This is a genomic window from Sphingomonas sp. NY01 (assembly GCF_038809135.1).
In the GTDB taxonomy this organism is placed as follows: Bacteria; Pseudomonadota; Alphaproteobacteria; order Sphingomonadales; family Sphingomonadaceae; genus Sphingomonas; species Sphingomonas carotinifaciens.
Genome location: NZ_CP101722.1, coordinates 947,501 through 959,822, shown reverse-complemented (window position 1 = coordinate 959,822; position 12,322 = coordinate 947,501). Strand labels below are relative to the sequence as shown.

Sequence of the window (12,322 nt, the reverse complement as noted above, 5' to 3'; positions counted from 1 at the left end):
ATATCTTTATATGCGGTCAACGAAATGGTCGTTTCGGACCTCAAACGGCACATCTGCGTTATGGCCCGGTTGCGGACGGTTGAGTTCGCTTCGGAAATCCAAGGGAGTATGCCCGCATGAAGACGTTTACCCTCGGTCTGACCGCCGCCGCCGCCCTCGCGCTCGCCGCCTGCAGCCAGAACGCCCAGGAGCAGACCGAACAGGCCGCCGACGCCGTCGCCGCCGATACCGAGGCGACCACGCGCAACGCCGTGAACGACGTCGACGCCGCCAGCGATCGTGCGCTGGGTTCGGCCGAGCGTTCGATGGACAATGCCGGCGACCGGATCGAGAACGGCGCCCGCAAGGCCGGCGATTCGATCAGCAACGGTGCGGATGCCGCCGCCGATGCGACCGGCAACGCGCTCACCCGCGCGGGCAACGCGATCCGCGATTGATGATGACGGCCGGGGATATGGGCCGGTGCCCTGTCCCCGGCGCCCCCGTCGGACTGGACAGCGCCGACCCTGCCGGACGACACTTGCCGCATGAACCGCCTTTTTCCCGCCGCCGCGCTCCTGCTTCTTGCCGCCTGTTCGGGCAGCGACGACCAGCCGGGCGGCCTTACCGCCGACGAGGCGAAACAGTTGGACGAGGCCGCCGCCATGCTCGACGCCAATGCCGTCGACCTGAACGCGCTGGATGACAACGCCACCGATCCCGAAGGGTGATGCCATGACCGATCCGCAGAACCGCCGCCGCCTCGGCTCCACCGACCTCCAGATCACGCCCCTGGTCCTGGGCGGCAACGTGTTCGGCTGGACGGCGGACCGCGCGGCCAGCTTTGCCGTGCTCGACGCCTTTGTGGCGGGCGGCGGTACGCTGATCGATACCGCCGATGTCTATTCCGCCTGGGTCGACGGCCATCGCGGCGGCGAGTCCGAGACGATGATCGGCGAATGGCTCCGCACCAGTGGCAAGCGCGACGCGGTGCTGATCGCCACCAAGGTCGGCATGCTCCCTGGCGAGGGCGGCGAAAAGCTCGCCCCCGCCCACATCGCCGCCGCGTGCGACGCCTCACTGAAGCGGCTCGGCACCGACCGGATCGACGTCTATTTCGCGCATCAGGACGATGAGGACACTCCGCAGGAGGCCAGCATGGAGGCGTTCGGCCGCCTGGTCGACGCCGGCAAGGTCCGCGTGATCGGCGCCTCCAACTTCCACGCCGCCCGCCTGAAGTCGGCCAACGACGCCGCCCGCGATGCCGGCTTGCCCCGCTTCCACGTCCTGCAGCCCGAATATAATCTGGTCAGCCGCCACAAGTTCGAGGGCGAGCTGCAGGATTATTGCGTCACCGAGAATATCGGCGTCGTGCCCTATTACGGCCTCGCCTCGGGCTTCCTAACCGGCAAGTACCGCACCCGCGACGATCTCGGCAAAAGCGTGCGCGGCGGCCGCATGGCCGACCTGCTCGACGGTCGCGGCAAGGCCGTTCTCGACGTGATGGACGCCGTCGCCGCCGAAACCGGCGCCACCCTCGCCCAGATCGCGCTCGCCTGGCTGATCGCGCAGCCCGGCGTCACCGCCCCCATCGCCAGCGCCACCAGCGTCGCGCAGGTGGAGGATCTCCTTCCCGCCATGACGCTGGTCCTGACCGACGACCAACTGGAACGCCTGACGCTCGCGGGCGCGTGACCGGTTGTCCCTTGGCCATCGTGAGAGCGGAAGGCGAGGCGCGTTCGGCGCCGAACCTTTCCGCGATCAGCCAAGGATAGCCGCGGCACCCCGCGCCATGCCATAGACCTGATCGCCCCGGCGGCGGATGCGAACAGGAGAAGCCATGACCACCCCGATGTCCAGACGCACGATCCTTGGTGCGATCGGTGCCACGGCACTTCCCCTCCCCGCGCACGCCGCCCCCGCCTCGCTCGCGCTCTACGCCGGCGGCTACAACCGGGAAGGCGGTCATGGCCTCCTGCCCCTCCACTACCGCCCCGACACCGAGAGCTGGCAGGCGGCCGCGCCGGTCGCCGACGCGCCCGACGCCTCGTTCGGTATCCGCCACCCCCGCCACGGGCTCCATTATCTGGTGCGGGAGGGCGCGGACGGCATGGTCTCCGCCTTCCGCACCGATGGCGACCGCTGGACCCGCGTCGCGCATGTCTCGTCCGCCGGCGCCGATCCCTGCCACGTCGCGCTCGACCGCACCGGCACCGCGCTTGCCGTCGCCAATTACAGCAGCGGCAGCGTCGCTCTGATCCGTCTCGACCCCGCGACCGGCCTTCCCTCGGCCCCGGCGACGGTCCACCCCCACCACGGCAGCGGCCCCGTCACCGATCGCCAGGCGGGCCCGCATGCGCACTGGGTCGGCTTCACCCCGGACAATCGCTGGCTATGGTCGGTCGATCTCGGCGCCGACACCGTCTTTGCCCATCCCTTCGACGCACGCACCGGCACGCTCGGCACCGCGCAGGCCGCCCTGCGCGCACCCGCCGGCTCGGGCCCCCGCCACCTCGCGCTGCACCCCGCCCGCCCCTTCGCCTATCTGATCCACGAACTCGCCAACACCGTCACCGCACTCCACGTCGGCCCTGCCCCCACGCTGACCCCACTCGCCCCGCCCGTCTCCACCCTCGCACCCGGCTTCACCGGCAAGAGCCAGGCCGGCGCCATCGCGATCGACGCGCGCGGCCGCTATCTCTACGCCTCGAACCGCGGCGCGGACACGATCGCCGTCTTCGCCATCGCCCCGAACGGCACCCTCACGCCGGTCCAGACCATCTCCGCCACCGGCCGCTGGCCCCGCCACATGCAACTCCTGCCCCGCCAGTCCCGCTTCCTGGTCGCCAACCAGCACAGCGGCACGATCGACAGCTTCGCGGTCGCCCCCGATGGCCGCCTGACCCCGCACGGCCCCGGCACCGCCGCCCCCGGCGTCGCCTTCATCGGCCTGCGCGATTAAACCTCACGCCACCAGCCTGACCCAAACCCCGTTCGTCTCGAGTAACCGTCGAGTAGCGGCAGAGCCGCGTATCGAGACGGTGTATCGAGAGGCATGTTGCCGCACGCGGCCATGTCTCGGCACGAACAGCCAAGGGGGACGACCTTGCGCGCGAAACCCTGCGCGCCCTCAGGCAAGCTGGCAGATGTCGAGCACGTCCATGTCCTCATAATCCTGGTTCTCGCCGGCCATCGCCCAGACGAAGCTGTAGCTGCTGGTGCCGGCGCCCATGTGCACCGACCATGGCGGCGAGATCACGGCATCGCCATCGCCCAGCAGGATATGGCGCAGTTCGTCGGGCTGACCCATATAGTGGAAGACGCGCGCATCGTCCTCCAGGTCGAAATACAGGTAGATTTCCGATCGCCGCTCATGAACGTGCGGCGGCATCGTGTTCCACACGCTCCCCGGATCGAGCCGCGTCAGCCCCAGGCACAGCGACGCGCTCTGGCAGGCATGGGGCAGCACCAGCTGGTGGATCGACCGCGCGTTCGACGTCTCCTGGCTGCCGCGCCGCATCGGCGGATTGCCCGCCAGAGTCATGTGGACGATCGGATAGGCGGCATGCGCGGGCACGCTGAGCAGATAGAACCGCGCACCCGCCCCTTCGAACCGCACGTCCCGGCTGCCCATCGGCACGTAAAGCGCCTCATATTTCGCCAGCGGATAGGCGACGCCGTCCACCGTCACCGTGCCGGCCGCGGGCCCGATATTCACCACGCCCAGCTCGCGCCGCTCCAGCAGGGGGTGCCCGGCCGCACTTGCCGGCTCCCGCTGCACCGGCAGGTCCAGCGCCGCCTCGCCCGGCATCGCCCCGCCGATGATGAAACGCTCCCCGTGCGAATAGGTGAGCACCAGTTCACCGGCACGGAACAGCCCCGTCACCGCATGGCGATCGTGCAGGTCGGCGTTGCTGGCCCCCATCATCATGTCGGGATGAACGGCATGATAGGTCTTGGCGAACAGGGGATCGGCGCTCATCGCCCGGTCCGCTCCATGTCGGCGATGGCGGTGGCGGCGAGCAGAAAGGCCCCGACGCCGTAATATTGCGTATCGTTGGCGGTGACCCGGTCGGGCCGGTCGCTCACCTGCTGCACCCAGCCCAGCCGTCCGTCGGGCTGTATCGCGCGGGTCAGCGCATTCCAGCCGCGGAGCGCCGCCGGCCGATAGCGCGCCTTGTCCAACAGACCGGCCTTCACGCCCCAGGCAAAGCCATAGGTGAAGAAGCCCGTCCCGCTCGTCTCCGGCGGGGAATTCTCCGGCGCCAGCAGGGACGGCGCCCAATACCCATCCGGCTTCTGCAAGGTCAGCAGCTTGGCCGCCATTTCCTTGAACAGCGCCTCCATCCGCCGCCGGTCCGGGCTGTTGGCGGGCAGTTGCGGGATGATCCGCGCCATGCCGCCGAACACCCAGCCATTGCCGCGCGCCCAGAATTGCTTGCGATCCTGCTCGTCGCGCCGATCGAAGAAGCGGCTGTCCCGGTAATACAGATGCTCGACCGGATCATACAGGAAGTCGGTGGTCGCCCAGAACTCCTTGGTGGCGAACTGCCGGTATTTGGGGTCGCCCGTCTGGTTGCTCAGCACCGCCAGGGCGGGCGGCGCCATGAACAGTGCATCGCACCAGCACCAGCGGTCCAGGCACTCGGTGGCACTGTAACCGCCCTTTTTGGGCACCGCGAAGGCCAGGGTCGTCACCGCCGGCCGGTCCACCACCCGGTCGAATGCCGCGCGCGTCGGCGCCCGCGCCTCGGCACCTGCGCCATGTGCCGCCGCCCACAGATAGGCCTGGGTGATCGCGTGATCGTCCGCGAAATAGGGCTTGTCGCCGGGCCGCCAAGCGTTGCGCCGGCCCATGTCCATGATCGCCTGCTTGATCCGCGGCGGGGTGCCCGGCGCATCCGCCAGCGCGGTCATCCCCACCCAGAACACGGCCTGCTCCCACGCCCGTGGATTGCGCGTCTCGCCGGTGGCTGCCGCGATATGGCTGGGATCCAACCGGCCGAGCTGCCAGTCCGCCAGCTTTACCGCCGTTGCCCGCACCGCTGCCGGATCGACCGCCGCCGCGCCTTGCGCCGCGGCAGGGATCGCACCGGGCCATGCGGCGACGGACGCCAGCCCCAGCGCCAGGGCAAGACGCATGTTCATCGTCACTTCTCCATCACAGCAAGGGGGGCGCGCCGATGGCGAACGCCGGGCATCACGCGGCGATCAGATAGCCCTGCCGCCTCCCCTGCCCGCTCGTGCCGCCTCGGCATCCATCCCCCCGATCTCGCGCATCGTTCGGCGCCGGATAATTTGTAGGATAACTATCGGCCGTATGTCAAACGGTTCACGGCAAGACGGTCTGGGGATCGTCGTTCGCGCCGTCGCTCAATTCGGAATGGCGGTTCAGGCTTTCCTGCATATGGTCCCACGCCGCCTGGCGCGCACGCGGCACGTCCATGCGCGTGATGGCGTCCAGGATCGCCTCATGCTCGGCCCGCACCTTGGCGACATAGGCCTCATGCGCGCCCACCGGCTTGTTGCGCAGATACAGGTTGCGTGGCGGCACCAGACGCAGGCCCAGAAAGTCGATCAACCGGACGAAATAGTCGTTTCGTGTCGCCCGCGCGATCGCCAGATGAAACTCCACGTCCGCCGCGGCGGCGGCCACCGGATCGTCGCTGAACTGCGCCATCCGCCGCAGGGCGGCGCGCATCGCCCCCACATCCTCGGTCGTGCGGCGTGCCGCGGCGAACGCCGCCATCTCCGCCTCGATCGCCAGCCGCATCTCCAGCAGCCGGATCACGTCGGCCAGTTCGGACAGCTCGTCGCGCGTCACCTGAAACGCGCGATAGCGTGCATCCTCGGCCACATACACGCCCGATCCCTGACGGGAGACGACCAGCCCCTGCGCCTCCAGCCGGGCGACCGCCTCGCGCACGACCGTCCGGCTGACCTTTTCGGTTTCGGCGATGATCTTCTGCGTGGGCATCTGGGCACCGGGCGCCAGATCCCCGTCCAATATGCTGGTTTCCAGCTTCGCGAACAGGGCATCCGCCATCGACAAAGCCTTGGCCATCTCACTCCTCGCCACCCGGTCTTATCCTACGATTACACGCTTCCCCCGCACCTACATCGATAGCTCTGTCAATAGTCGACCGGATAGTCCTTCCGGAAATCCTGCCCCGCATAGGCGCGCCGCATCGTCCACGGCATCGCCGCCCCCGTCCAGAACGGGTCCGACGCCGGCCGCCCCAGCGCCACCAGCCCTTCGGACGCGATATACATGCTGCCGGCGTTCGAATACCAGTCGCCCAGTGTCGGCTGCGCGCGGGTGAAGCCGATCGTCAGGAAGCCGTCCGCATTGAAGTTGCTCGGGTCGGCGAACACCCGTCGTGCCGCCATCACCGTCGCGGAGCGGACCTGCGGCCCGGGCAGCGTTTCCGGCAGCCAGCCACGCCACGCCAGCACGCCCAGCACCTGATGCGCCGCGATGCGATAGGTCAGCGACCGGCCGATGGCGGCATAGGCGCCGTCCGGTCCGATCATCCGCTCCAGATGCTCGCCATATCGCTGCATCCGGTGCCGCGCCTGTTTAAACGCTTCCACCGGCTTCAGATTGTTGAACGACGGGTTGCCGCGCGACAGCACCTCCAGCACCTGCACCATCATCGGATGGATGACGTAGCTGTTGTAGTAATCGAAGTGGAACCGCTCGCCATCGCCGTACCAGCCGTCCCCGACATACCAGTCGCCCGCGAACAGCTTGACCGTCATGTCGACGCGCATCGGGTCCCAATCCTCGCCGATCGAGAACAGGAACGCTTCGTTCATCGCCGCGAACAGCAGCCAGTTCTGATAAGGCGGGGATATGCGGCGCAGGCCTTTGATGACCGCGACGATGCGCTGCTTGGTCTTGGTGTCCAGCGGCTCCCACAACGTCTTTGGCGCACGCAGCAACGCGCTGGTGAAATAGGCGCTGTCGACCAGCGCCTGGCCATGCCCTTCCCAGCCCAGCCGGTCCGGGCTGGCCGGATCGACCGCGTGGACATAGCTTTGCACCGCCTGTTCGCGCAGCGTACGCCGCAGCCGCCCCTCGGCATCGTCGGTGTCCGGCAGGGCCAGCCAAGGCGCGATCCCGTCGATCAGCCGCGCGAACGCCTCCATATAGGCGACCTTGGAATCCCGCTTGTCCCAGGTCGGGCTCAACTCGGGCGTCCACTCCTGCTGCAGACGCCCCCGCGCCATGCGCGACAGCACAGGCGTCGCCATCCGCTCCAGCAGGCCGAGCATATAGCGGCGGTCCTCTGCCCCGCTCGGCAGCGCGGACCTGTCCCCCGCCGCCTCCCCGGCCATCCCCTGCGCCCGCACCGGCACCGCCGCCCCGGCCACACCCCCCGCCATCGCCATCAACACCCGCCGCCGCTCCATCCCCATTCCCATCCCCTCCATCCTCCCCTTCATCGTACCGGCACCGAAAAATCCAACGCCTGCGATGCAGCGTAGGACTGCCACTTCTCACGCGTGTCGAAGCCCCCTGCCCCCTTGCTCCAGGCAGAGCCCGAAAAGTAGACAAGGGGCTTCCCCGCTTTCACCCGCACCAGGAACAGGTGATTGTCCGCATCGTCGCGCTGCTCGACGATGGTCGAAGGATCGACACGAATCGCAACAGCCATCCGGCCATGCGCGCCATCTTCCGGGCCCCACCACGTCATGACCCCGCGCGTGCGATCGGCACTCATCTGCCCCGCGACCGGCCCGGTCGTACGCTTGCCGATACCGATCCCGACGATCATCTCGCCCGGCTTGTTTGACGATAACGTAGACACCATGCGCGTAAAATGCGTCCCGAGCGGGAGGGTAAAGCGGCGCGTTTCCCATACCGTACGTCCGACATCGACCGGCCAGGGGGCATAATCCACCTCGAAATCGGCCGCTTTTCCGCCGGTTGCCCTGATCCGGTGCCGAATGAAATTGCGCGACGTCCACAGCTTGTTGTCATGCCAGATGCCCAATCCGCCCGCGCCACGACCGGAGCCGACATTGTAGAAGTCGATGCCCTCGCCGTGATAGCCATGCTGGTCGCCGGTACGCAGTTGGCGATCGGCGAAGGGCCAGGCGAACTGCTTGCCCCAACTATCGATGCCCGATCCCGATGGTGGCTCCACCGCCTCCAGGGCGTGACCGTAGATGCGATGCGCAGTGCGGTCATTCTCCCAAAGCAGATCGTCATGGCGATAATCCGCCAACACCGCCACCGCAGCAGGCTTATGATTGGCTGGCGGGGGCAGTGACTTATCGATCGGCGGCATGGCGGTTGTCGGCTGCTGCTGCGCATCCAGGCCCGAGCCACCCAGGACCATGATCGTCATCACCGGCAGACCACGCATAAACAAGCTTCTCAAGCGCAAGCTCACCATGCCCCTCCTTAGTTATATTACAAGTTATCTTCTCCCACGGCGAATGCAAGCGGGTTATTGACGCGCGCAAACAGGCGTACATGCTGCATCGTGCTTTGGCGTTTTGCAGCGCTGAGCTCACCACGGCCCCGATCATTTCGGACCGAAACCATTGCTTCGATTACTGCAGAAACCCCTACCGAAACCGTGTCACACGTCGCCCAAGGCCGGAGATGGGTAAGGCCAAACCGCATGTCATGCCGGCTTCATGGACAACGCTTGTTGGTGCAGCAGGTCACTGTTCCAGGCCTTGGTTATAAAGGAGGCTTGAACGAGCGACGCGGTTTTTGGATGAGGATTGAGCACTGAACAGCTCAGGCTGCCGCTGGAGCACGGACGGATACCGGCTGGCGGGTGCGAACCGACCGGTTTCCGACAGGCATGATGTGGATCTCCCGTACCGCACGGCACTTGCCGATGATTAGGGCAAAGGGTATGGAAGGTTCGCCGCTACTGGCGCCAGACACGGATAAATCCGTTCGTCGCGATGCTGGAGCCGCTGCACGGATGGCCAAACAAGACCGCTGCGCCGACATGATCGATATATGCCGTTGTCCGGGCGCAACTGAGCGGCCCCCTTCTGAGTGGTCCATCGACTATGACAGTCTGGGGCAAGGGACGACGAATGCTGAACCGCGCCGGGTTTGTCGGAGGCCCCAACTCCTGAGAGGAAGGGGCTATGACGAGCAAGACCACGAATAAGTTTTCGCTTGAGGTGCGCGTGCGTGCGGTGCGGATGGTGCTGGATCACGAGCGCGATCACCCGTCGCGGTGGGCAGCGGTGGTGTCCATTGCGGAGAAGATCGGCTGCGTGCCGCAGACGCTGCATGAGTGGCTGAAGAAGGCGCAGGTCGACAGCGGCAAGCGCGCTGGCGTACCGACCGAAGTCGCCGAGAAAGTAAAGGCGCTGGAGCGCGAGGTCCGCGAGTTGCGCCAAGCTAACGAGATCCTGCGCAAGGCGTCCGCGTATTTTGCCCAGGCGGAGCTCGACCGCCCGTTCGGCGATGATCGCCTTCATCGATGACCACCGCGAAATCTATGGGGTCGAGCCGATCTGCCGGGTCCTGCCGATCGCCCCATCCACCTACCGCAAGCACGTCGCGCAGCGACAGGACCCGATGCGGCTGTCGCGAGAGCGCAGCGGGAGCAGGTTCTCAAGCCGGAAATCGCCCGCGTGTTTGCCGAGAATTTCGGTGTGTATGGCGTGCGCAAGGTCTGGCGCCAGATGATGCGCGAGGGCTTTTCGGTGGCCCGCTGCACTGTCGAGCGGTTGATGCGCGAAATGGGCTTGGCGGGTGTGATTCGGGGCAAGCCAGTGCGCACCACCGTCAGCGACAAGGCAGCGCCATGCCCACTCGACCGCGTCAACCGCCAGTTCCGGGCGCTGGCGCCGAACAGGCTCTGGGTGTCAGACTTCACCTATGTCGCGACCTGGGCTGGCTTCGTCTACGTCGCCTTCGTCATCGACACCTTCGCCAGACGCATCGTCGGCTGGCGGGCCAGCAGGACGGAGCATGCCAGCTTCGTGCTGGATGCGATCGAGCAGGCGCTGCACGATCGTCGGCCAGTTCATCGTGGCGGCCTGGTTCATCATAGCGACGGCGGGTCGCAGTACGGGTCCATCAAGTACACCGACCGTCTCGCCGAAGCGGGGATCGAGCCGTCGGTCGGTAGCGTCGGCGACAGCTATGACAACGCTTTGGCCGAGACAATCAACGGCCTCTACAAGACCGAGGTGATCCACCGGCGCGGACCCTGGCGCAGCTTCGAGGCCGTCGAATACGCCACGCTCGACTGGGTCGACTGGTTTAACCATCGTCGGCTGCTCGAACCCATCGGCAACATCCCGCCTGCTGAAGCCGAAGAACTGTTCTATGCTGCCGCCGACCAGATCCATATGGCCGCGTGACTCACAACCCAATGCCTCCGGCGGACCCGGGGCGGTTCAGCTGGTCGGCCGATCCTACTCCTAGTCGCTAACCTCGGGTTCGATTTCCCAGGAGGTGGTCGAACCCAGCTTTTCGCGCAGGTATTCCGCAAGACTCTCTCCGTCGGCGAAATGCCTGCCGACGTCGAGACCTTCGGTCATTTGCTTCCCCGTCTCGGCGTCCCGCACCGCATCGATCTGAAACAGATCGCCCGTACCTCAGGCGCTCGACGGACTAAGACTGAGGGTGGATGATAATCGCACCATAGACATGTCGCACGGCGCTGCGCAGATCGGGCGCGAGTGTTCGAAAAAAGAATAGGGGGACAGGCCGGACGCTTTACAGGCTGGTGCCTAACCCATTGATCTTACAGTGTCTCGAGTCGACATTTTTTACAGCTTTACGTGTCTACAAGCGCGGTGGATTAAGAATACGAAAAACCCCGCCAAGTCTCTCGACTTGCGGGCTTTTTCGGATGGTTGCGGGGACAGGATTTGAACCTGTGACCTTCAGGTTATGAGCCTGACGAGCTACCGGGCTGCTCCACCCCGCGGTGGTGAGGTTTTGTTCTTGCGCTGTGTGCGGCGCAAGAGGGATGTGAATGGGTTCTTTGTGTGCATGTTCGCGGGCTTCAATGCCTGGCGACGACCTACTCTTCCATCGCTTGAGCGATAGTACCATTGGCGCGGTCGGGTTTCACGGCCGAGTTCGGGATGGGATCGGGTGGGACACCGACGCTATGGCCACCAGGCAATGGAGCCTGCGAGCATGCGGTTGTGTTGGGTTAAAATCGATGCACCTTGGAGGTTTTATCTGGCTGAGAGTTATTTCCATCCACCCGTTCATCTAGCCCAGGGCTGATGGTGGGGGTGTGGAGCTCTCAAGCGCGACCAGAGCAATTAGGACCGGTTAGCTCCATGCGTTACCGCACTTCCACATCCGGCCTATCGAGGTCGTGGTCTTCGACCGCTCTTGATGAAATCTTATCTCGAGGGAGGCTTCCCGCTTAGATGCTTTCAGCGGTTATCCCGTCCGTACATAGCTACCCTGCTGCGCCGTTGGCACGACGACAGGTACACCAGAGGTACGTTCAACCCGGTCCTCTCGTACTAGGGTCAACTCCTCTCAAATTTCGACGCCCACGGCAGATAGGGACCAAACTGTCTCGCGACGTTCTGAACCCAGCTCACGTACCACTTTAATTGGCGAACAGCCAAACCCTTGGGACCTGCTCCAGCCCCAGGATGTGATGAGCCGACATCGAGGTGCCAAACAACCCCGTCGATATGAGCTCTTGGGGGTTATCAGCCTGTTATCCCCGGCGTACCTTTTATCCGTTGAGCGATGGCCCTTCCACGAGGGACCACCGGATCACTATGACCGACTTTCGTCTCTGCTCGACTTGTCAGTCTCGCAGTCAGGCTGGCTTATGCCATTGCACTCTAACAGCCGGTTTCCAACCGGCCTGAGCCAACCTTCGCGCGCCTCCGTTACTCTTTAGGAGGCGACCGCCCCAGTCAAACTACCCGCCACAGAGGGTCCCTGTACCGGTTTCACGGTACGAGGTTAGACAGTAGACAACAACAGGGTGGTATTTCACCTATGGCTCCACATCAGCTGGCGCCGATGCTTCAAAGCCTCCCACCTATGCTACACAGTTCTTGTCCACTGCCACTCTGAAGCTGCAGTAAAGGTGCACGGGGTCTTTCCGTCTAACCGCGGGTACTCCGCATCTTCACGGAGAATTCAATTTCGCTGAGCATGTCCTGGAGACAGTGGGGAAGTCGTTACGCCATTCGTGCAGGTCGGAACTTACCCGACAAGGAATTTCGCTACCTTAGGACCGTTATAGTTACGGCCGCCGTTTACCTGGGCTTCATTTCAGAGCTTGCACTCCTCCACTTAACCTTCAGGCACCGGGCAGGCGTCAGGCCCTATACGTCGTCTTGAAGCCGACTTAGCAGAGCCCTG

9 protein-coding genes, 1 tRNA gene, 2 rRNA genes, 1 pseudogene and 1 other annotated feature (1 of these 14 only partly in view) are annotated in these 12,322 nt (G+C 65.2%); of the genes and pseudogenes, 5 read left to right on the top strand and 8 right to left on the bottom strand.

Features of this window, described 5'->3' with window-relative positions; translation table 11 throughout:
• Window positions 1–116 precede the first annotated feature (116 nt).
• The 4 genes from NPJ82_RS04755 (at window position 117) to NPJ82_RS04740 (ending at window position 2,941) form a co-directional block, all read left to right on the top strand.
• Complete coding sequence (locus NPJ82_RS04755) at window positions 117–437, top strand: hypothetical protein (protein WP_149681917.1); 321 nt, start codon at window positions 117–119, stop codon at window positions 435–437.
• Between the two features lie 90 nt (window positions 438–527).
• A complete protein-coding gene (locus NPJ82_RS04750) occupies window positions 528–710 on the top strand; it encodes a hypothetical protein (protein WP_112383393.1) in 183 nt (60 codons plus the stop codon).
• Between the two features lie 4 nt (window positions 711–714).
• Entirely contained in the window at window positions 715–1,674 is a 960-nt protein-coding gene (locus NPJ82_RS04745; protein WP_342658513.1) for an aldo/keto reductase, read from the top strand.
• Between the two features lie 145 nt (window positions 1,675–1,819).
• The gene (locus NPJ82_RS04740; protein WP_342658512.1) at window positions 1,820–2,941 is read left to right on the top strand and encodes a lactonase family protein; all 1,122 of its coding nucleotides are present in this window, start codon (window positions 1,820–1,822) and stop codon (window positions 2,939–2,941) included.
• A 168-nt stretch (window positions 2,942–3,109) separates the two neighbouring features.
• Here NPJ82_RS04740 and kduI read toward each other — a convergent pair whose 3' ends face one another.
• The 5 genes from kduI to NPJ82_RS04715 all read right to left on the bottom strand — a co-directional run bounded on the left by kduI (window position 3,110) and on the right by NPJ82_RS04715 (window position 8,354).
• Entirely contained in the window at window positions 3,110–3,946 is an 837-nt protein-coding gene (gene kduI, locus NPJ82_RS04735; protein WP_342658959.1) for a 5-dehydro-4-deoxy-D-glucuronate isomerase, read from the bottom strand.
• 11 nt (window positions 3,947–3,957) lie between these two features.
• The gene (locus tag NPJ82_RS04730) at window positions 3,958–5,127 is read right to left on the bottom strand and encodes a glycoside hydrolase family 88 protein (RefSeq protein WP_342658511.1); all 1,170 of its coding nucleotides are present in this window, start codon (window positions 5,125–5,127) and stop codon (window positions 3,958–3,960) included.
• 184 nt (window positions 5,128–5,311) lie between these two features.
• Complete coding sequence (locus tag NPJ82_RS04725) at window positions 5,312–6,043, bottom strand: FCD domain-containing protein (RefSeq protein ID WP_342658510.1); 732 nt, start codon at window positions 6,041–6,043, stop codon at window positions 5,312–5,314.
• Between the two features lie 68 nt (window positions 6,044–6,111).
• A complete protein-coding gene (locus NPJ82_RS04720; protein WP_342658509.1) occupies window positions 6,112–7,416 on the bottom strand; it encodes a DUF2264 domain-containing protein in 1,305 nt (434 codons plus the stop codon).
• Window positions 7,417–7,424: 8 nt separating this feature from the next.
• Window positions 7,425–8,354: a DUF4861 family protein gene (locus tag NPJ82_RS04715; protein ID WP_342658508.1), complete on the bottom strand. Its 930-nt coding sequence runs from the start codon at window positions 8,352–8,354 to the stop codon at window positions 7,425–7,427.
• A 748-nt stretch (window positions 8,355–9,102) separates the two neighbouring features.
• On the opposite strand from NPJ82_RS04715, the pseudogene NPJ82_RS04710 reads away from it, so the two are divergent.
• A pseudogene (locus NPJ82_RS04710) lies at window positions 9,103–10,332 on the top strand (IS3 family transposase).
• Window positions 9,387–9,502: a sequence feature (AL1L pseudoknot), on the top strand. Its footprint overlaps the pseudogene before it by 116 nt.
• A gap of 495 nt (window positions 10,333–10,827) precedes the next feature.
• Here NPJ82_RS04710 and NPJ82_RS04705 read toward each other — a convergent pair.
• The 3 genes from NPJ82_RS04705 to NPJ82_RS04695 all read right to left on the bottom strand — a co-directional run.
• Window positions 10,828–10,904, bottom strand: a tRNA-Met gene (locus NPJ82_RS04705).
• 83 nt (window positions 10,905–10,987) lie between these two features.
• Window positions 10,988–11,102 (bottom strand): 5S ribosomal RNA (gene rrf / locus NPJ82_RS04700).
• Between the two features lie 127 nt (window positions 11,103–11,229).
• Window positions 11,230–12,322: ribosomal RNA gene (locus NPJ82_RS04695) — 23S ribosomal RNA — on the bottom strand (it continues 1,731 nt past the right edge of the window).

What these genes read in the sequence shown, in the direction of transcription:
- NPJ82_RS04725 (WP_342658510.1), bottom strand. Translation starts at nt 6,043, where the DNA reads ATGGCCAAGGCTTTGTCGATGGCGGATGCCCTGTTCGCGAAGCTGGAA.
- NPJ82_RS04720 (WP_342658509.1), bottom strand. Translation starts at nt 7,416, where the DNA reads ATGGAGGGGATGGGAATGGGGATGGAGCGGCGGCGGGTGTTGATGGCG.
- NPJ82_RS04755 (WP_149681917.1), top strand. Translation starts at nt 117, where the DNA reads ATGAAGACGTTTACCCTCGGTCTGACCGCCGCCGCCGCCCTCGCGCTC.
- NPJ82_RS04740 (WP_342658512.1), top strand. Translation starts at nt 1,820, where the DNA reads ATGACCACCCCGATGTCCAGACGCACGATCCTTGGTGCGATCGGTGCC.
- NPJ82_RS04745 (WP_342658513.1), top strand. Translation starts at nt 715, where the DNA reads ATGACCGATCCGCAGAACCGCCGCCGCCTCGGCTCCACCGACCTCCAG.
- NPJ82_RS04730 (WP_342658511.1), bottom strand. Translation starts at nt 5,127, where the DNA reads ATGAACATGCGTCTTGCCCTGGCGCTGGGGCTGGCGTCCGTCGCCGCA.
- NPJ82_RS04715 (WP_342658508.1), bottom strand. Translation starts at nt 8,354, where the DNA reads ATGCGTGGTCTGCCGGTGATGACGATCATGGTCCTGGGTGGCTCGGGC.
- NPJ82_RS04750 (WP_112383393.1), top strand. Translation starts at nt 528, where the DNA reads ATGAACCGCCTTTTTCCCGCCGCCGCGCTCCTGCTTCTTGCCGCCTGT.